The sequence below is a fragment of the Pseudomonas sp. SWRI50 genome (genome assembly GCF_014269095.1).
GTDB classification, from domain to species: domain Bacteria; phylum Pseudomonadota; class Gammaproteobacteria; order Pseudomonadales; family Pseudomonadaceae; genus Aquipseudomonas; species Aquipseudomonas kermanshahensis.
This window is the reverse complement of the sequence record NZ_JABWRW010000009.1, coordinates 134,179-152,778: the sequence shown is the minus strand read 5'-3', so window position 1 is coordinate 152,778 and position 18,600 is coordinate 134,179. Positions and strand designations below refer to the sequence as shown.

The window sequence follows — 18,600 nt, the reverse complement described above, 5'->3', positions numbered from 1 at the left end:
CCCGGCAGAGCGGCCAGGCAGCGGAACTACAGGCGGCTGGTGGACACCACCGCGGCCGGGTTGGCGGCCTGCGCGGCGGGGATGGCAGCACCATCCTGCGGGGTGACCGGGAAGATCGCGTTGATCTGGCCGGTGCCCGACGAGCCGAAGTAGGGTGTTACCACGTCGGCCTTGCCGTCGTACTTCGACCAGCCCAGGGCACCGAGCAGCATCGCGGTGTCATGCATGAACCCTTCACCGTGGCCCTTGGCGGCGTATTCGGGGAGCATCCCGCAGAATTCTTCCCATTCAGCGTTCTCCCACATCTTCACCACGCGGTGGTCCAGGGTTTCCAGGAACGGGCTCCACACCTTGGTGGCGAAATCCGGCGCCTGGCCGTTCTGCGCAAAGCGGTGTGACAGCGAGCCACTGGCCAGGAACGCCACGGTGCCGTCGTAGTGCTCTTCCACGGCCTTGCGCATGGCCCAGCCGAGGCGGGCGCTGTCGGCCAGGTAGTGGGACGTGCACAGCGCCGAGACCGAAACCACCTTGAAGTGCTGGTCCTGGTTCATGTAGCGCATCGGCACCAGGGTGCCGTACTCAGGGCCCAGGGTGGTGGCGTGGTGGGCCATGGTCTCGACGTTGAAGCGGTTGCATTCGGCTGCCAGCAGTTGGCCGAGTGCAGTGTTGCCCGGGAACTCGTATTCCATGTTGCTGATGAAGTGTGGCAGTTCGTTGCTGGTGTAGACGCCCTTGAAATGCGGGCCGCAGAGCACGTGGTAGTTGGCATTGACCAACCAGTGGGTGTCGAACACGACAATCGTGTCGACCCCGAGCTCACGGCAGCGTCGGCTGATCTCGTAGTGCCCGTCGATGGCGGCTTGCCGAAAGCCCTGACGCGGGCCAGGCAGCTCGGACAGGTACATGGACGGTACATGGGTAATCTTGGCAGCGAGAGCGAGTTTGCCCATGGAAATCTCCGGTAAGAGGATGTTGTTAGGGTGTAGAAGCCTGTGGGAGCGGGCCTGCCCGCGAACACGGGCGCAGCCCGTGCCATGCACCGTGGGCCCCCACAGGGTTACCCGCTTGATCGAGACGGTTTTATACACCCCAGCGCGGGATGTGGTGGCTGCCCATGGAAATGCACACGTTCTTGATCTCGGCGAACACTTCGAAGCTGTATTGCCCACCTTCACGCCCGGTGCCGGAGCCTTTCACGCCGCCGAACGGCTGGCGCAGGTCGCGCACGTTCTGGCTGTTGATGAAGACCATGCCAGCTTCGATGCCACGCGCCAGGCGGTGCGCCTTGCCGATGTCCTGGGTCCAGATGTACGAGGCCAGGCCGTATTCGGTGTCGTTGGCCAGTTGCAGTGCTTCGGCCTCGTCCTTGAACGGGATCAGGCACACCACTGGGCCGAAGATTTCTTCCTGGGCGATGCGCATGCTGTTGTTCACGTCGGCGAACACGGTGGGCTGGATGAACTGCCCCTTGGCCAAGTGCGCCGGCAGATTGGCCGGGCGCTCAAGGCCGCCGGCAACCAGGCGTGCGCCTTCTTCGATGCCGATGCGGATGTACCCGGTGACCTTGTCATAGTGCTGCTGGGTGATCATCGAGCCTACTTGCGTTTTCGGGTCGGTCGGGTCACCCACGATCAGGCGCTTGGCGCGGGCGGCGAACTCGGCGACGAACTGCGGGTAAACGCTTTCCTGGATGAAAATGCGGCTGCCGGCCGTGCAGCGCTCGCCATTGAGCGAGAAGATGGTGAACAGCGCTGCATCCAGGGCGCGTTCCAGGTCGGCGTCTTCGAAGATCACCACCGGCGACTTGCCACCCAGCTCCATCGAGTATTTTTTAAGGCCGGCGGTCTGCATGATCTTCTTGCCGGTGGCGGTGCCGCCGGTAAAGGAAATCGCACGCACATCGGGGTGACGCACCAGCGCATCGCCGGCGGTGGCGCCGTAGCCCTGGATCACGTTGAGCACGCCGTTGGGGATGCCGGCCTCAACGGCCAGGCGACCGAGCTCGTTGGCAGTCAGCGGCGACAATTCGCTCATTTTCAAGACGGCGGTGTTGCCCAGGGCCAGGCACGGCGCCGTCTTCCAAGTGGCCGTCATGAACGGCACGTTCCAGGGGCTCACCAGGCCGCACACACCCACCGGCTGGTACAGGGTGTAGTTGAGCATTTGGTCGTCGACCGGGTAGGTGTGGCCATCCATGCGTGTGCACACTTCGGCGAAGAAGTCGAAGTTGTGCGAGGCACGCGGGATCAGCACGTTCTTGGTCTGGTGGATCGGCAGGCCGGTATCGAGGGTTTCCAGCTCGGCCAGTTTCGGCACGTTTTGGTCGATCAGTTCGCCCAGCTTGCGCATCAGACGGGCACGTTCCTTGGCTGGGGTGTTGGCCCATTTCGGGAAGGCTTCCTTGGCCGCCGCAACCGCCTGCGCGACCTCTTCGGCACCGCCGCTGGCGACTTCGCAAATCGCGTCACCGGTGGCTGGGTTGTAGTTGACGAAGGTGTCTTTGCTCTCGACCTCACGGCCGTTGATCCAGTGCTTGATCATGCTGCTCATGCCTTGTTGTTCTTGAAGAAGTCAGCTTCGCTGACGATGCGGTTGACCAGGCGACCGACGCCTTCCACTTCCACCACCACTTCATCGCCTGGCACTACGTCGGCCAGGCCTTCCGGGGTGCCGGTTGCGATCATGTCGCCCGGTTGCAGGGTCATGAAGCTGGAGAAATATTCGATCAGGTAAGGGATGTCGAAAATCATGTCCGAGGTGCTGCCTTCCTGTTTCAGCTCACCGTTGATCCAGGTGCGCAGCTTCAGGTTGGACGGGTCCGGCACGTCGGCCGCATCGACGATCCACGGGCCGACCGGGGTGGTGGCGTCGCGGTTTTTCACCCGCAGGTTGGGGCGGTAGTAGTTTTCCAGGTAGTCGCGGATGGCGTAGTCGTTGCACACGGTGTAGCCGGCCAGGTACTGCAGGGCGTCTTCGCGCTTGACGTTACGTGCCTGCTTGCCGATCACCGCCACCAGCTCGCACTCGTAGTGCATGTAGGCGACGTTGTCCGGGCGCCAGGTGATCTGCTTGTGGCCGGTGTAGGTGCCCGGCGACTTGATGAACGCCAGCGGCTCGGTGGGCGGCGTGAAGGCGAGTTCCGCGGCGTGGTCGGCGTAGTTCAGGCCCAGGGCGAACATGCTGCCGGTGGCAGGTGGCAGCCAGGTCACCTGGTCTTCATGCACCAGGCGGCCGTCGGCCAGGCGCAGGTGGTCGTCTTCGACGGTGACGTTATGGACCTGGCCGTCGAACTGGATACGGGCGTGTTTCACAGGTGCAATCCTCATTCGGCGACGATGTGGTTGGTGAGCGTGCCCAGGCCATCGATCTCGACATCGACGCGGTCGCCTGGCTGCACATCGACGCGCCCCTCGGGGGTGCCGGTAATCAGGATGTCGCCCGCATGCAGGGTCATGAATTCGCTGATCTCGGCGATCAGCTGGGCAACCGTGCGCACGCAGTTGGCGGTGGTGTTCTGCTGGCGCACTTCACCGTTGACCCGCAGGCGCAGGCCCAGGGCATCGGGGTTGGCCACCTGTGCAGCCGGTACCAGGGCGGGGCCGACCGGGCAGAAGCCATCGCGGCACTTGGCCTTGACCGCAGGGCGGTAGTAGCTGGTCTCAGGCAGGCTGACTTCGTTGACGATGGTGTAGCCCGCCACGTAGCCCAGCGCGTCTTCGGCGCTGACCCGGCTGGCGTCCTTGCCAATCACCACGCCCAGGGCAGGGCCCGGTTGCAGGCGCTCGACACCGGCCGGAAACACCACGTTGCCTTCATGGTGGTTGCGGGTGTTGGGCGTCTTGACGAACAGCACCGGCTTGACGGGCGGTTGTTTGTAGGGCGCTTCGTGAAACGCCGCTTCGTGCTGCTGCAGCAGACCCTGGTAGTTCAGCGCAACGCCGAACAGGGTGCCGGTCGCAACGTCATGCAGGGCATGGCTCATGCTTTTCTCCAGGCGGTGCAGGGCGAGGGTCGTCCTGCCGAGATTGTTAATGTGTTAATGTTATAGTTAATATGTTAACGAAGGTCAAGGCTTCACCCAGTGGCATCTGCCAAGCAGCCGGGGCACCATGGGTGATCGTCAATACGGGCAAGCGCTTTGCGGGTAAGCAGTCATGAGTGATCGGCATCCCATTCCGAACATCAACATCGGCCAGGTCTACGACCAGCGCTACAGCGACAGCGAGGTGCACTACGACCGGCTGGGCAACCTTGCCGGGTTTTTCGGGCGCAACATGCCCGTGCACCGGCACGACCGGTTTTTCCAGGTGCATTACGTGAAGTCCGGTACGGTGAGGGTGTACCTCGATGACCAGCAGTACATCGAGGCCGGGCCGATGTTCTTCCTGACGCCGCCGACGGTGGCGCATGCCTTCGTCACCGAGCCAGACAGCGACGGCCATGTGCTGACGGTGCGTCAGCAACTGGTCTGGCAACTGATCGAAGCCGACGCCAGCCTGTTGCCGGCCGGGGTGCAGGTGCGGCCTGCCTGCGTTGCCCTGGCCAAGGTGCCGGCTGCGTACAAGGCCGAGGCGCGCAGGCTCGAACGCTGGCTGGAAGCGCTCAGCGACGAAGTTGCCACGCCCCATCCGGGGCGCGATGCGGCGTTGCAGTCGCTGACCCGGCTGATCATGATCAGCTTGCTGCGGCTGTGCCCCAACTCGCGCGAGGCCACGCCGGCCAGGCACGAAGACCTGAAAATCTTCCACCGCTTCAACGCACTGATCGAAGCGCATTACCTTGAGCACTGGCCCCTGGCGCGCTATGCGCAGCAGATCGGCGTGACCGAGGCGCGGCTGAACGATGTGTGCCGGCGCATTGCCGACTTGCCGTCCAAGCGCCTGGTGCTTGAACGCGTGATGCAGGAAGCCAAGCGCCTGCTGTTGTTCTCCGGCAGCACGGCAAACGAAATCTGCTACCAGCTGGGCTTCAAGGACCCGGCTTATTTCAGCCGATTCTTCAACCGTTACGCCAAGCTCACGCCCGGCGAATACCGCCAGCGGCAAGCGGAGTTGTTGTGAGAGGGCCATGGCTTACCGCCCGGATCGCGTCGTTGTTGTTTGATCCGGATGGTCGCAGCCTGGCGGGCGGCCTTGAATGGGTTTTCCATGGAAGAGCTTGCACTTTCCAGGCTCCTTGTCCCTTTTTGCCTATGCCCCTAATCTTGCCAGTCGTACCCTAAACACAGGCGCCCACATGACCAAGACGCAACCCTCGCTGACATTGAGCCTGCTGCAGGCCCGGGAAGCCGCAATGGCATTTTTCAGGCCGTTGCTGAACGAACACGACCTGACCGAGCAACAGTGGCGAGTCATTCGTATTCTTAGCCAGCAAGGTGAATTGGAGAGCTACCAGCTCGCCCACCTGGCGTGCATCCTCAAACCGAGCATGACCGGGGTGTTGAGCCGTTTGGAGCGCGATGGCCTGGTGCGTCGGCAGAAGGCCGCGCAGGACGCGCGGCGTGTGTTGGTGAGCCTCACCGAACGCGGCGAGGCCTGTTTCGAGTCAATGCGCGAGGGCATGGAGGCCAACTACCGCAAGATCCAGGTGCAGTTCGGCGAAGACAAGTTGGCGCAACTGATGGGGTTGTTGAACGAGCTCAAACGCATCGAGCCGTAGACCGGGCTGAGGGGAAGGGCCGGTGCAACCCGTGCACCGGCCTTGGCATTACAGCACTCAGTATTCCCAGAAAATCCGCTGCAGCTCTTTGCTGTCCTGGGTCTTGGTCATTGCGACCATGGCCAGGATGCGGGCTTTTTGCGGGTTCAGGTCATGGGCCACGACCCAATCGTTTTTGTCGTCCGGCTGCTCGGCGTTACGCAGCACGAAACCGCCCTGGTTAACGTGGGACGAACGGATGATCTGCACGCCGTTCTTGCGCAGCTCTTGCAGCGCCGGTACTACCCGCGACGACACCGAGCCATTACCGGTACCGGCATGGATGATCGCCTTGGCGCCGTTCTGCGCCAGTGCCTTGTAGGCGGTGTCGGTCACGTTGCCATAGCCGTAGGCGATGTCCACGGCCGGCAGGCTGCTGATCTGCTTGATGTCGAATTCCGAATTGACCGTATGGCGCTTGGCCGGCAGGCGGAACCAGTAGGATTTACCTTCAACGACCATGCCCATCGGGCCCCAGGCGCTCTTGAACGCTTCGGTCTTGATGTTGACCGACTTGCTGACATCGCGGCCAGACTGGATCTCATCGTTCATGGTCACCAGCACGCCCTTGCCACGCGACTGCTTGTCGCTGGCCACGGCCACGGCGTTGTACAGGTTGAGCATGCCGTCTGCCGACATGGCGGTGCCAGGGCGCATCGAGCCGACCACCACGATTGGCTTGTCGGTTTTTTCCACCAGGTTAAGGAAGAAGGCGGTCTCTTCCAGGGTGTCGGTGCCGTGGGTGATGACGATGCCGTCGACGTCGTTGCTGTCGGCCAATTCGGCGACGCGCTTGCCCAGTTTCAGGAGGTCTTCGTTGGTGATGCTTTCGGAGGCGATCTGCATCACCTGTTCACCGCGTACGTTGGCCAGGTCGGCCAGCTCGGGCACACCGGCGATGAGCTTGTCGACGCCCAGTTTGGCCGCTTGGTAGGTAGCGCTGTTGGCCGCGCTGGCGCCCGCGCCGGCAATGGTGCCGCCGGTGGCGAGGATGACCACATTGGCCAGCTTCTGTTGGGTTTCGGCTTCTTTGGCCGAAACGGCGGTCGGCAGGATCAGCAGCAACGCGAGTGCGCTGGGGGCGAAGGATTTAAGTGCAGCATTCATAGTTATTGTTCTCTCTCTTCCTATTGAGGCGATTGCTGTATCGCACAAGAAACAACGCATATTCCGTACCAGCAAAGATGCGGCTTGTGTAGGAGCGGCCTTGCGTCGCGAAAGGGCTGCGCCGCGGCCCTAGCAATCTATGGGGTTTGCTGAAATCTTTGGGCTGCTGCGCAGCCCTTTCGCGACGCAAGGCCGCTCCTACAGGGCATGTGTTTTATTCGGTTTTCCGAACAAGCATAGGAAAACCTGTTCGGTTTTTCGGAAAAATTCCGGATAATCTGCGCCAGGCGTGGCTCGCCCTTAACAGCCAAACGGATTTGACAAAACCAGGTCCTGTTTCCATAGTGAGTCAACGCAAACGTTTGCGATCCGATAATAAACACAAGATTCGGAGTCATCGTCCATGAAACTGCCGTTCCCCGGTCGTCTGCTGGCCCTCGCTGTCGTCTCGTCACTTTCCCTGGCCCTGCCGCTCAGTGCTGCGCACGCCGAAGAAAAACCCAAAGTCGCCTTGGTGATGAAGTCCCTCGCCAATGAATTCTTCCGCACCATGGAAGACGGCGCCAAGGATTATCAAAAAAGCCACGCCAATGATTTCGACCTGATCGCCAACGGCATCAAGAACGAAACCGACACCGGCGAACAAATCCGCATCGTCGAGCAGATGGTCAACGAAGGGGCCAAAGCCCTGGTAATTGCGCCAGCGGACTCCAAAGCCCTGGTTTCAGCCGTTAAAAAGGCTATGGACCAAGGCGTGGTGGTGATCAACATCGACAACCGCCTAGACCCCGAACTGCTCAAGAGCAAAGGCATCAGAGTACCCTTCGTAGGCCCCGACAACCGCAAAGGCGCCCGCCTGGTGGGCGACTACCTGGCGCAGCAGAAGCTCAAGGCCGGTGACCAAGTCGGCATCATCGAAGGCGTGCCGACCACCACCAACGCCCAGCAGCGCACCGCCGGCTTCAAGGACGCCATGGAGGCCGCGCAGATGAAGATCGTTTCGGTGCAGTCCGGCAACTGGGAAATTGACAAAGGCAACGCCGTCGCCGCCTCCATGCTCAACGAATACCCCGAGCTCAAGGCCCTGCTGGCCGGTAACGACAGCATGGCCCTGGGCGCCGTGTCGGCCGTGCGCGCCGCAGGCAAGGCCGGCCAGGTGCAAGTGGTCGGTTACGACAACATCAATGCCATCAAACCCATGCTCAAGGACGGCCGCGTACTCGCCACCCTCGACCAAGCCGCCAGCCAGCAGGCGGTGTTCGGTATCCAGGCGGCGCTGAAGATGATCAACGGTGAGCAGCCGGGCGTGGATGCCGACAATGTCATCCAGACCCCCGTCACGCTCATCACCCAGCCCTGATACCCGCCAGGAGAGAGGGCCATGCCTGCAACGGCCAATGAAGTGGTGCTCGCCGCCAGCGGGCTGGGCAAGACCTACGCCCAGCCGGTGCTCGGTGACGTCGGCCTGAGCCTGCGCGCTGGTGAGGTACTGGCCCTGACGGGCGAGAACGGCGCTGGCAAGAGCACGTTGTCCAAGCTCATCAGTGGCCTTGAGGTGCCCACCACCGGGCACATGACCTACCGCGGCCAGGCTTACGCGCCCGGCAGCCGCAGCGAGGCCGAGCGCCTCGGTGTGCGCATGGTCATGCAGGAACTCAACCTGCTGCCGACCCTGACCGTGGCCGAAAACCTGTTCCTCGACAACCTGCCCAGCCGCTTCGGCTGGATCAGCCACAAGCGCCTGCGCCAACTGGCCACCGCTGCCATGGCCCAGGTCGGGTTGGACGCCATCGACCCGGACACCCCGGTCGGCGAGCTGGGCATCGGCCATCAGCAGATGGTCGAAATCGCCCGCAACCTGATCGGCGATTGCCATGTGCTGATCTTCGACGAACCCACCGCCATGCTCACTGCGCGTGAAGTGGAGCTGCTGTTCACCCAGATCGAACGCCTGCGCCAGCGCGGCGTGGCCATCGTTTATATCTCCCACCGCCTCGAAGAACTGCAGCGCGTGGCCCAGCGCATCGTCGTGCTGCGTGACGGCAAGCTGGTGTGCGACGAGCCGATCCAGCGCTACAGCAGCGCCGAGCTGGTCAACCTGATGGTCGGCCGTGAGCTGGGCGAACACATCGACCTGGGCCGCCGCGAGATTGGCGCGCCCTTGCTGAAGGTCGACCGGCTTAGCCGGGGCGACAAGGTGCGTGAGGTGTCGTTCGAGGTCAGGGCAGGGGAGATCTTCGGTATCTCTGGCCTGATCGGCGCCGGCCGCACCGAGCTGCTGCGCCTGATCTACGGTGCCGACCGCGCCGACAGTGGCAGCATCGCCCTGGGCCAGCCGCCACAGGCAGTGACCATCGACTCACCCAAAGCCGCCGTCAAAGCCGGTATCGCCCTGATCACTGAAGACCGCAAAGGCGAAGGCCTGCTGTTAACCCAGTCGATCAGCGCCAATATCGCCTTGGGCAACCTTGGCGCGGTATCGCGCGCCGGTGTGCTCGACAGCGAGGCTGAAATGGCCCTGGCCGAACGCCAGATCCAGGCCATGCGCATCCGCAGCGCCGGCCCGCACCAGGCTGTTGGCGAACTGTCCGGTGGCAACCAGCAGAAGGTGGTGATCGGCCGTTGGCTAGAGCGTGATTGCCAGGTGCTGTTGTTCGATGAGCCAACCCGAGGCATCGACGTCGGCGCCAAGTTCGACATCTACGGTTTGCTGGCCGAACTGGCGCGCCAAGGCAAGGCCTTGGTGGTGGTGTCCAGCGACCTGCGCGAACTGATGCTGATCTGCGACCGCATTGCCGTGCTCTCGGCCGGCCGCCTGATCGACACCTTCGAGCGCGACCATTGGAGCCAGGACCAGCTGCTTGCCGCAGCCTTTGCCGGCTATCAGACACGTGACGCACTGCTGCATGACGCAGCACCCAGGATGGATGCATGAAAACCACCCCCCTCGACAACCAAAACGCCGCCCCCGTGCGCCGCAGTGGCACGTACTTCGGCCTGGGCACTTACTTGGGCCTGGCCGGCGCGCTGCTGGCGATGATCGTGCTGTTCTCGTTCCTCAGTAGCCATTTTTGGTCCTATGCCACCTTCAGCACCCTGGCCAACCAGATCCCTGACCTGATGGTGCTGGCGGTCGGCATGACCTTCGTGCTGATCATCGGCGGCATCGACCTGTCGGTCGGCTCGGTGCTGGCGCTGGCGGCCTCGACGGTCAGCGTGGCCATTCTCGGCTGGGGCTGGGGCGTGCTGCCCTCGGCGCTGCTCGGCATGGCCGTGGCAGCCCTGGCTGGTAGCATCACCGGCGGCGTTACCGTGGCCTGGCGCATCCCCTCGTTCATCGTTTCGCTCGGTGTGCTGGAGATGGCCCGCGGCCTGGCCTACCAGTTCACCGACTCGCGCACCGCCTATATCGGCGATGCCTACGCCTGGTTCTCCAACCCGATCGCGTTCGGTATTTCGCCGGCATTCCTCATCGCCCTGCTGGTGATCGTACTGGCCCAACTGGTGCTGACCCGCACAGTGTTCGGCCGCTACCTGATCGGCATCGGCACCAACGAAGAGGCCGTGCGCCTGGCGGGCATCGACCCGCGCCCCTACAAAGTGCTGGTGTTCGCCCTGATGGGGCTGCTCGCCGGCCTGGCTGCGCTGTTCCAGATTTCGCGCCTCGAAGCAGCCGACCCCAATGCCGGGTCCGGCCTTGAGCTGCAGGTGATTGCCGCCGTGGTGATCGGCGGCACCAGCCTGATGGGTGGCCGCGGTTCGGTCATCAGTACTTTCTTTGGCGTGCTGATCATTTCGGTGCTGGCCGCAGGTCTGGCGCAGATCGGCGCATCGGAACCCACAAAACGCATCATCACCGGGGCGGTCATCGTCATCGCCGTGGTGCTCGACACTTACCGTAGCCGGCGTGCAGGCCGGCGGAACTGAAAACATGGCAACCATTAAAGACGTCGCGGCACTGGCGGGTATTTCTTACACCACCGTGTCCCATGTGTTGAACAAGACCCGCCCTGTCAGTGAACAGGTGCGGCTCAAGGTCGAGGCCGCCATCGTCGAGCTCGACTACGTACCCAGCGCGGTGGCGCGCTCGCTCAAGGCGCGCAGCACTGCCACCATCGGCTTGCTGGTGCCCAACAGCGTCAACCCGTACTTCGCCGAACTGGCCCGAGGGATCGAAGACGCCTGCGAACGCAACGGCTACTGCGTGATCCTGTGCAACTCCGACGACAACCCGCAAAAGCAGCGCAGCTACCTGCGTGTGCTGCTGGAAAAACGTATCGATGGCTTGGTAGTAGCGTCTGTAGGTGAAGACAGCGACCTGTTGCAAAGCCTGGCCTGCGTGCGCACACCCATGGTCATCGTCGACCGCGAGCTGGACGGCGTCGACGCCGACCTGGTGCGCATCGACCACGAGCACGGCGCTTACCTGGCCACCCGGCACCTGCTTGAGTTTGGCCATCGCGACATCGCCTACATCGGCGGCCCGGCCGAAACCGGTGTCAGCCAACTGCGCCTGGCCGGTTTCCGTCGGGCGCTGCAAGAGGCGGGGGTAGAGGCGGAGCCCAGCCGCGTGCTGCATTGCGATTTCACCAGCCCAGGCGGCCACGGCGCGGCCGCACAGTTGCTGGACGGCAACCGGCCGACGGCGATCTTCGCCGGTAACGACATGATCGGCTTTGGCGTGCTGCGCGCCGCCGCCGAGCGCAACATCAACGTACCGGGTGAACTGTCGGTGATTGGCTTCGATGACATCGAGCTCAGCCGTTACGTCTACCCGCCGCTGACCACCGTGGGCCAGTCGATCCGCGAGCTGGGCGAAAACGCCGCCGCGTTGCTGCTCTCGCGCATCGCCACGCCTCGGCAGGGTACGGCAGAGCAGCGCATCGTCGCCCCGCGCATCGTGCAGCGCGAGTCCACCGGGCCACGCCCGGACCTGTTCAATGATTACCGCTAAGGAGCGCTTATGCATGCCAAGGTAGTGGTGGTCGGTAGCCTCAACATGGACTTGGTCGCCCGCGCCCAGCGTTTGCCACGGGCGGGCGAAACCTTACCTGGCGAGGCGTTTTTCACGGCGCCCGGCGGCAAGGGCGCCAACCAGGCGGTGGCGGTGGCACGGTTGGGTGGCAGTGTGGCGATGGTGGGCAACGTCGGCGATGACGCCTATGGCCAGCAACTGCGCAAGGCGCTGGAGCGCGAAGGCGTTGATTGCCAGGCGGTGAGCGTGTGCGAAGGGGTTTCCAGTGGTGTGGCGTTGATCACCGTCGACGCCGCCAGCCAGAACTGCATCGTCATCATCCCGGGTGGTAATGGCCTGCTGACGCCGCAGACGGTGCAGCGTTTCGACACGTTGCTGCAGGCGGCTGACGTCATCATCTGTCAGTTGGAAGTGCCGGCCGAAACCGTGGCCTGGGCCTTGGCCAGGGGGCACGAACTGGGCAAGCGTGTGATCCTCAATCCGGCGCCTGCTACAGGCCCGTTGCCCTCAACCTGGTTCGGCCATATCGACTACCTGACCCCAAACGAAAGCGAGGCCGAAGCACTGACCGGTATCGCCGTCACCGACCAGGGCAGCGCCCTGCGCGCCGGTGAGCGATTGCTGCAACTGGGCGCTGGCAAAGTGATCATCACCCTCGGCGCCCAAGGCGCCCTGTTGGTGACCGCGCAGGGCCATCAGCACTTCCCCGCGCCGGTGGTGCAACCGGTGGACACCACGGCCGCTGGCGACACCTTCGTGGGTGGTTTTGCCGCAGCTTTGGTGCGGGGCCTGGAGGAGGGCGAGGCAATCGCCTTCGGCCAGCGCGCCGCGGCATTGTCGGTTACCCGCGTGGGGGCGCAACCGTCGATTCCCTACCTCTCGGAGCTGCAGCCATGAAAAAGACCGCGCTGCTCAATATCGCCCTGTCACGGACCATTGCCGGGTTGGGGCATGGCGACATTCTGGTGATTGGCGATGCCGGGCTGCCGGTGCCGCCTGGCGTCGAGCTGATCGACCTGGCGCTGACGCCGGGCATACCGGACTTTGCCAGTGTGCTGCGGGTGGTGTTGAGCGAGATGCAGGTTGAGCGGCATGTGCTGGCTGAGGAAATGCAGAAAGTGGTACCGCCCGGGCTGGTCGAGATTGAGCGCTTGCGCGGTAAGCTGGGCAAGCGGGAGTGGATGAGCCATGAGGAATTCAAAGTGCTGTCACGCAGTGCGCGTGCCGTGGTGCGCACGGGGGAGTGCCAGCCGTACAGCAACATTGCCCTGATATCCGGGGTGACCTTTTAGCCGAGGGCGCTGCCCTCGATCGCCGGCAAGCCGGCTCCCACAGGTCCTGTGCAGTTTGCCGAAGTATTCACAATCTCTGTAGGAGCTGGCTTGCCGGCGATTGGGCCGCAAAGCGGCCCCGCAACCGTTACCAAGGCAACAGGAGTGCCCCATGCTCAAACCCCTGCTACAAGGACTCACCCTCATGGCCGCAGCCACCACCACCACCCTCCAGGCCGCCCCGCGCGATCTGATCATCGACACCGACCCCGGTGCCGACGACGTGGTCGCGCTGTTCCTGGCCATGGCCTCGCCCGATGAGCTGAACATCCGCGCCATCACCACCGTGGCCGGCAACGTGCGCCTCGATAAAACCTCACGCAACGCCCGCCTGGCCCGCGAATGGGCTGGCCGTGAAGACATCCCCGTGTACGCCGGGGCCGGCCGCCCGCTGGTGCGCACGCCCATCTACGCCGCCGAAGTGCATGGCGAAGAAGGCCTGACCGGTGTGCAAGTCCACGCGCCGCAAAAGCCGCTGGCCCAAGGCAATGCCGTGCAATACCTGGTCGACACTCTCGGCAGCGCACAACCTCACAGCATCACCCTGGCCATGCTCGGCCCACAGACCAACCTGGCCCTGGCGCTTATCCAGCGCCCGGAGATCGCCCAAGGCATCAAAGAAGTCGTGGTCATGGGCGGCGCCCATTTCAACGGCGGCAACATCACCCCTGCAGCCGAATTCAACCTGTACGCCGACCCGCATGCCGCCGAGGTGGTGCTGGCCAGTGGCGTACAACTGACTTACCTGCCGCTGGACGTCACCCACAAGCTGCTGACCAGCAAAGCACGCCTCAAGCAACTCGCGGCGGTCAACAACCAGGCCAGCAAGCGGGTCGTGGATATTCTCAATGCCTACATCACCCACGACATGGACCTGTACGGCATGCCTGGCGGCCCGGTGCACGACGCCAGTGTCATTGCCTACCTGCTAAAACCCGAGCTGTTCAGTGGGCGACGCATTCACATGGTCATCGACAGCCGCGAGGGCCCGACCTTTGGCCAGACCATCGCCGACTGGTATGGCGTGCTGAAACAGCCCGCCAACGTAATGTGGGTAGAGGAGGGGGATGCTCAGGGCTTTTTCGACCTGCTCAGCGCGCGCCTGGCTCGATTGCAATAGGGGAATGCCTGGCGAAGCGCTCGAACGCTTGGTCCATAAAGCTGCGCGCCGCTTCGCTGCCGCGGTCGCGCACCAGCAGGTCGATGGCAATCAGTAGCAACTCCTCCGGCGTGCTGGGGCTGTAGGCACTCTGGCCCTCCGCCCATTTGACCTTGATATCGGCGTCGATGCTGTGGCTGCTCATGAAAGGCTCTCACTGGGGGCCTGGGACGAAGGGGCGAACACCGGATCCTGATGTTCGAGGGAGGCACGGCGCGCTCCACTTCTTGCAGTAAATCATGCCTTTGCGTCAATGACTCTGCGACATAAGAATAAAAAGCTTTGCGCGGCAAACCAAGCGTATTGTGCAAAATCCAGTCACGATTGCATTTCGCCTCCACCGGCATGTTCAGGCAGACTTGTGCGGTTTTGCAACAAACAATGCGCGCAGCTGTCGGATCAGACAGTGCCCAGATCGATTTTAGGAGGATTCATGTTCCGTACCCGTGCTTACCTGGCGACCCTGGCGGTGGCTGCTGTGCTGGCTGGTTGCAGTACCGGTGGCAATTCTGCTGGCAGTGCGCCTGCCGCACCGGCAGGCAACGACGGTCGCTGCGAAGCCAGCGGTGCCGATTTTGCCATTGGCAAGCCGGGCAGCCCAGACCTGCTGGAGCAGGCCCGCAAGGCCAGTGGTTCGCAGATGGCGCGTATTCTCAAGCCGCACGACGTGGTGACCCTGGAGTACCGCTCCGAGCGCCTTAACCTGAATGTGGATGAGCAAGGTGTGGTAACCCGCGTCAACTGCGGCTAAGCCGTTGCGAACCCCATAAAAAAACCCGCCACTTGGGCGGGTTTTTTTACAGCTGTCCGAATTACTCCGGACGAACCTGTGCAGCCTGCATACCTTTCTGGCCTTTTTCGGCCACGAAGGAAACAGCCTGGCCTTCTTTCAGGCTCTTGAAGCCGTCAGATTCGATGGCCTTGAAGTGTACGAAGAGGTCGTCGCCGCCGCTTTGTGGGGTGATGAAGCCGTAGCCTTTTTCATCATTGAACCATTTGACGGTGCCGTTTTGGCGATTGGACATGGGGTGAATCTCCAGACATTTGATTTTTTCAGTGGTGCGATGTTGCCGAGGCTCCGAAGCACCGGCAACATCATAGTCTAATTCTGCGCATCTAGCGCCTTTTACGTTCGCCAGATGTTGATCCAGCGCAAACAATGGGTGGCGAACCCCCGCTTTATGGTTTCAGCCCTTCGTGCATGCTTGCTTAACAACCGTTTGAGCTTTCTGCATCAGTTTGGCGTCCACGCCATCACTGCTGTTCAGGTCCTTGATCTCGTCATCGCTGAAGTTCTTTTCGATAGCTGTTGCGCCACAGGTGCAGTGCTGCTGCGCCGCCTTGGCGTCCAGGCCCTGGCCAGAGGCGACCTTGGTGCACTGGGACATGTAGTTTTGCTTCGCGCCAGCCGGGAACGAACCCGCGTTGGCCGCAACCGGCAGCAGCAGGGCGCCAGCAACGCTCAGGGCCAGAAGAGACGGAAATCTCATAACCAGACACTCCTTGGTTTAGGTCTCATCAAGAGTAGGATGCTTCCCAAAGTCTGATAGGAATTTTTCCGCGTAAGTTCACCCCGGTTGTGTAATTTCCAAATATTTCTGCATCGTGCCCAACCCCGCGTGCTAGCATGCTCGGCTTGTAGCTGACAACGTGCAGCTCACCTGTTTTTTACCTTCCAGTCACTCTGGTTCGCCCCTGGTAAGCCGAAAGGCTTCTGCCACTGTGAGGCAGGCTTTCTCTCGAGAAAGACAGCGCGGATCTTGTACTGGCTCATCCCAACCCACGTGACCTTTGGTAGGGGTCACCACTAGGAGAGGAGGCGCCATGCCCACTATTACTCTTCCCGATGGCAGTCAACGTTCGTTTGATCACGCCGTATCCGTAGCTGAAGTCGCCGCCTCTATTGGTGCCGGCCTGGCCAAGGCCACCTTGGCCGGCAAGGTCGACGGCAAGCTGGTCGACGCCTGCGACCTGATCACCCACGACGCCACCCTGCAGATCATCACCCCTAAAGATGAAGAGGGACTGGAGATCATTCGTCACTCGTGCGCCCACTTGATCGGCCACGCGGTGAAACAGCTGTACCCGACCGCCAAGATGGTGATCGGCCCGGTGATCGACGAAGGCTTCTATTACGACATCGCCTATGAGCGCCCCTTCACCCCAGAAGACATGGCCGCCATCGAAAAGCGCATGCTGCAGCTGATCGAGAAGGATTACGACGTCGTCAAGAAGATGACCCCGCGCGCCGAAGTCATCGACGTGTTCAAGGCCCGTGGCGAAGATTACAAGCTGCGCCTGGTCGAAGACATGCCGGATGAACAGGCCATGGGCCTGTACTACCACGAAGAATACGTCGACATGTGCCGTGGCCCGCACGTGCCGAACACGCGCTTCCTCAAGGCATTCAAGCTGACCAAGCTGTCCGGCGCCTACTGGCGCGGCGATGCCAAGAACGAGCAGCTGCAACGCGTCTACGGCACCGCCTGGGCTGACAAGAAGCAGCTGGCCGCCTATATCCAGCGCATCGAAGAAGCCGAAAAACGCGACCACCGCAAGATCGGCAAGCAGCTCGACCTCTTCCACCTGCAGGAGGAAGCCCCAGGCATGGTGTTCTGGCACCCGGACGGCTGGACCGTCTATCAGGTGCTCGAGCAGTACATGCGCAAGGTTCAGCGCGATAACAACTACCTCGAAATCAAGACCCCGCAGGTCGTTGACCGTATTCTGTGGGAGCGTTCCGGCCACTGGTCCAACTACGCCGAGAACATGTTCACCACGTCGTCGGAAAACCGTGACTACGCGGTCAAGCCGATGAACTGCCCGTGCCACGTGCAGGTGTTCAACCAGGGCCTGAAGTCGTACCGCGACCTGCCGATGCGCCTGGCCGAGTTCGGTGCTTGCCACCGTAATGAGCCGTCCGGCGCCCTGCACGGCATCATGCGTGTGCGTGGCTTCACCCAGGACGACGCGCACATCTTCTGCACCGAAGATCAGGTGAAGAAAGAAGCCGCCGACTTCATCAAGCTGACCCTGGACGTCTACAAGGACTTCGGTTTCAGTGACATCGCCATGAAGCTCTCGACCCGCCCAGCCAAGCGCGTGGGCTCTGAAGAGCTGTGGGACCGCGCCGAAGGCGCCCTGGCCGATGCCCTGAACGAGTCTGGCCTGGAGTGGGAATACCAGCCGGGCGAGGGCGCGTTCTACGGTCCGAAGATCGAATTTACCCTGCGCGACTGCCTCGGCCGTAACTGGCAGTGTGGTACCCTGCAGTACGATCCGAACCTGCCAGAGCGTCTGGACGCCAGCTACATCGCCGAAGACAATAGCCGCAAGCGCCCGGTAATGCTGCACCGCGCCATCCTCGGTTCGTTCGAACGCTTCATCGGCATGCTCATCGAGCATTACGCGGGTGTGTTCCCGGCATGGCTGGCGCCGACCCAGGCAGTGGTCATGAATATCACCGACAAACAGGCCGATTTCGCCCTTGAGGTTGAGAAATCTCTGAACGGTAGCGGTTTCCGTGCCAAGTCGGACTTGAGAAATGAGAAGATCGGCTTTAAAATCCGCGAGCATACTTTGCTCAAGGTCCCGTACCTTTTGGTTATAGGGGACCGCGAAGTCGAAACGCAAACCGTCGCTGTGCGTACTCGCGAAGGCGCAGACCTGGGCTCCATGCCCGTCGCGCAATTCGCTGAGCTCCTGACACAAGCGGTTTCCCGGCGTGGTCGCCAAGAATCGGAGTAATGACTATTAAGCGTGAAATGAGAAACGATAAACGTGCTGTACCGAAGGCCCCGATCAACGAGAATATCTCGGCCCGCGAGGTTCGGTTAATTGGCGCAGACGGCGAGCAGGTTGGCATCGTCTCGATTGATGAAGCGCTGCGTATCGCTGATGAAGCGAAGCTGGATCTGGTGGAAATCTCTGCAGACGCGGTACCGCCGGTCTGCAAGGTCATGGACTACGGCAAGCACCTCTTCGAAAAGAAGAAGCAGGCTAACGAAGCCAAGAAAAACCAGAAGCAGATCCAGATCAAAGAAATCAAGTTTCGTCCAGGGACGGAGGATGGGGATTACCAGGTAAAACTACGCAACCTGGTACGTTTCCTTACCGATGGGGACAAGGCCAAGATCTCTCTGAGATTCCGTGGTCGTGAGATGGCCCACCAGGAGCTGGGCATGGAGCTGTTGAAGCGGGTTGAAAATGACCTGCTTGAATACGGCACCGTTGAGCAGCATCCTAAGATGGAAGGACGCCAGCTTATGATGGTCATCGCCCCCAAGAAAAAGAAGTAATCTCCCGGGCACGGCAGGCCTGATGATTATGTG

The 18,600-nt window shown here is 62.0% G+C and carries 20 protein-coding genes; 12 read left to right on the top strand and 8 right to left on the bottom strand.

Annotated features, from left to right (window positions below):
• Nucleotides 1-26: 26 nt before the first annotated feature.
• From hpaD to HU750_RS12505, 4 genes are all read right to left on the bottom strand, one after another.
• Complete coding sequence (gene hpaD, locus HU750_RS12520; RefSeq protein ID WP_027596129.1) at nt 27-950, bottom strand: 3,4-dihydroxyphenylacetate 2,3-dioxygenase; 924 nt, start codon at nt 948-950, stop codon at nt 27-29.
• Between the two features lie 130 nt (nt 951-1,080).
• On the bottom strand, nt 1,081-2,541 hold the full coding sequence (hpaE, locus tag HU750_RS12515) for a 5-carboxymethyl-2-hydroxymuconate semialdehyde dehydrogenase (RefSeq protein WP_027596130.1): 1,461 nt from the start codon (nt 2,539-2,541) through the stop codon (nt 1,081-1,083).
• Nucleotides 2,542-2,546: 5 nt separating this feature from the next.
• Nucleotides 2,547-3,311 (bottom strand): fumarylacetoacetate hydrolase family protein, encoded by a 765-nt coding sequence (locus HU750_RS12510; RefSeq protein WP_186680003.1) that lies wholly within the window; start codon nt 3,309-3,311, stop codon nt 2,547-2,549.
• A gap of 11 nt (nt 3,312-3,322) precedes the next feature.
• Nucleotides 3,323-3,982: a fumarylacetoacetate hydrolase family protein gene (locus HU750_RS12505; RefSeq protein ID WP_099454640.1), complete on the bottom strand. Its 660-nt coding sequence runs from the start codon at nt 3,980-3,982 to the stop codon at nt 3,323-3,325.
• Nucleotides 3,983-4,154: 172 nt separating this feature from the next.
• Here HU750_RS12505 and hpaA point away from each other — a divergent pair, with 172 nt between their 5' ends.
• Both hpaA and hpaR read left to right on the top strand, forming a co-directional pair.
• Nucleotides 4,155-5,060 (top strand): 4-hydroxyphenylacetate catabolism regulatory protein HpaA, encoded by a 906-nt coding sequence (gene hpaA, locus HU750_RS12500; RefSeq protein WP_027596133.1) that lies wholly within the window; start codon nt 4,155-4,157, stop codon nt 5,058-5,060.
• A gap of 175 nt (nt 5,061-5,235) precedes the next feature.
• Nucleotides 5,236-5,658 (top strand): homoprotocatechuate degradation operon regulator HpaR, encoded by a 423-nt coding sequence (hpaR, locus tag HU750_RS12495; RefSeq protein WP_186679992.1) that lies wholly within the window; start codon nt 5,236-5,238, stop codon nt 5,656-5,658.
• Nucleotides 5,659-5,715: 57 nt separating this feature from the next.
• On the opposite strand, the gene HU750_RS12490 is transcribed toward hpaR, so the two are convergent.
• Nucleotides 5,716-6,804, bottom strand: a complete 1,089-nt coding sequence (locus HU750_RS12490; RefSeq protein ID WP_027596135.1) for an asparaginase — start codon at nt 6,802-6,804, stop codon at nt 5,716-5,718.
• A gap of 403 nt (nt 6,805-7,207) precedes the next feature.
• Between HU750_RS12490 and HU750_RS12485 the strand changes: the two genes are divergently transcribed.
• The 7 genes from HU750_RS12485 to HU750_RS12455 all read left to right on the top strand — a co-directional run bounded on the left by HU750_RS12485 (nt 7,208) and on the right by HU750_RS12455 (nt 14,230).
• Nucleotides 7,208-8,164 carry a sugar ABC transporter substrate-binding protein gene (locus HU750_RS12485; protein ID WP_186679990.1) on the top strand — a complete coding sequence of 319 codons (957 nt, stop codon included), beginning with the start codon at nt 7,208-7,210 and terminating at the stop codon, nt 8,162-8,164.
• Between the two features lie 21 nt (nt 8,165-8,185).
• A complete protein-coding gene (locus HU750_RS12480) occupies nt 8,186-9,739 on the top strand; it encodes a sugar ABC transporter ATP-binding protein (RefSeq protein ID WP_099454637.1) in 1,554 nt (517 codons plus the stop codon).
• Nucleotides 9,736-10,731, top strand: coding sequence for an ABC transporter permease (locus HU750_RS12475; RefSeq protein WP_186679988.1), 996 nt, complete (start codon nt 9,736-9,738; stop codon nt 10,729-10,731). Before HU750_RS12480 ends, HU750_RS12475 begins: the two co-directional genes overlap by 4 nt.
• 4 nt (nt 10,732-10,735) lie before the next feature.
• Entirely contained in the window at nt 10,736-11,758 is a 1,023-nt protein-coding gene (locus HU750_RS12470) for a LacI family DNA-binding transcriptional regulator (protein WP_186679986.1), read from the top strand.
• A gap of 9 nt (nt 11,759-11,767) precedes the next feature.
• Complete coding sequence (gene rbsK / locus HU750_RS12465; RefSeq protein ID WP_186679984.1) at nt 11,768-12,676, top strand: ribokinase; 909 nt, start codon at nt 11,768-11,770, stop codon at nt 12,674-12,676.
• On the top strand, nt 12,673-13,071 hold the full coding sequence (rbsD, locus tag HU750_RS12460) for a D-ribose pyranase (RefSeq protein WP_027596141.1): 399 nt from the start codon (nt 12,673-12,675) through the stop codon (nt 13,069-13,071). The genes rbsK and rbsD overlap by 4 nt, the downstream gene beginning before the upstream one ends.
• A 151-nt stretch (nt 13,072-13,222) precedes the next feature.
• Nucleotides 13,223-14,230: a nucleoside hydrolase gene (locus HU750_RS12455; RefSeq protein WP_186679981.1), complete on the top strand. Its 1,008-nt coding sequence runs from the start codon at nt 13,223-13,225 to the stop codon at nt 14,228-14,230.
• Here HU750_RS12455 and HU750_RS12450 read toward each other — a convergent pair.
• The gene (locus HU750_RS12450) at nt 14,202-14,414 is read right to left on the bottom strand and encodes a hypothetical protein (RefSeq protein ID WP_027596143.1); all 213 of its coding nucleotides are present in this window, start codon (nt 14,412-14,414) and stop codon (nt 14,202-14,204) included. The two genes, HU750_RS12455 and HU750_RS12450, sit on opposite strands and share 29 nt — an antisense overlap.
• A gap of 288 nt (nt 14,415-14,702) precedes the next feature.
• Between HU750_RS12450 and HU750_RS12445 the strand changes: the two genes are divergently transcribed.
• Nucleotides 14,703-15,020 carry an I78 family peptidase inhibitor gene (locus HU750_RS12445; RefSeq protein ID WP_027596144.1) on the top strand — a complete coding sequence of 106 codons (318 nt, stop codon included), beginning with the start codon at nt 14,703-14,705 and terminating at the stop codon, nt 15,018-15,020.
• Nucleotides 15,021-15,081: 61 nt separating this feature from the next.
• Here HU750_RS12445 and HU750_RS12440 read toward each other — a convergent pair whose 3' ends face one another.
• Nucleotides 15,082-15,294, bottom strand: a complete 213-nt coding sequence (locus HU750_RS12440) for a cold-shock protein (protein ID WP_027596145.1) — start codon at nt 15,292-15,294, stop codon at nt 15,082-15,084.
• Between the two features lie 162 nt (nt 15,295-15,456).
• Nucleotides 15,457-15,759: a hypothetical protein gene (locus HU750_RS12435; protein WP_186679977.1), complete on the bottom strand. Its 303-nt coding sequence runs from the start codon at nt 15,757-15,759 to the stop codon at nt 15,457-15,459.
• 334 nt (nt 15,760-16,093) lie between these two features.
• Here HU750_RS12435 and thrS point away from each other — a divergent pair, with 334 nt between their 5' ends.
• Complete coding sequence (thrS, locus tag HU750_RS12430) at nt 16,094-18,016, top strand: threonine--tRNA ligase (protein ID WP_186679974.1); 1,923 nt, start codon at nt 16,094-16,096, stop codon at nt 18,014-18,016.
• The gene (infC, locus tag HU750_RS12425; RefSeq protein ID WP_016487884.1) at nt 18,016-18,567 is read left to right on the top strand and encodes a translation initiation factor IF-3; all 552 of its coding nucleotides are present in this window, start codon (nt 18,016-18,018) and stop codon (nt 18,565-18,567) included. Before thrS ends, infC begins: the two co-directional genes overlap by 1 nt.
• Nucleotides 18,568-18,600: the final 33 nt, after the last annotated feature.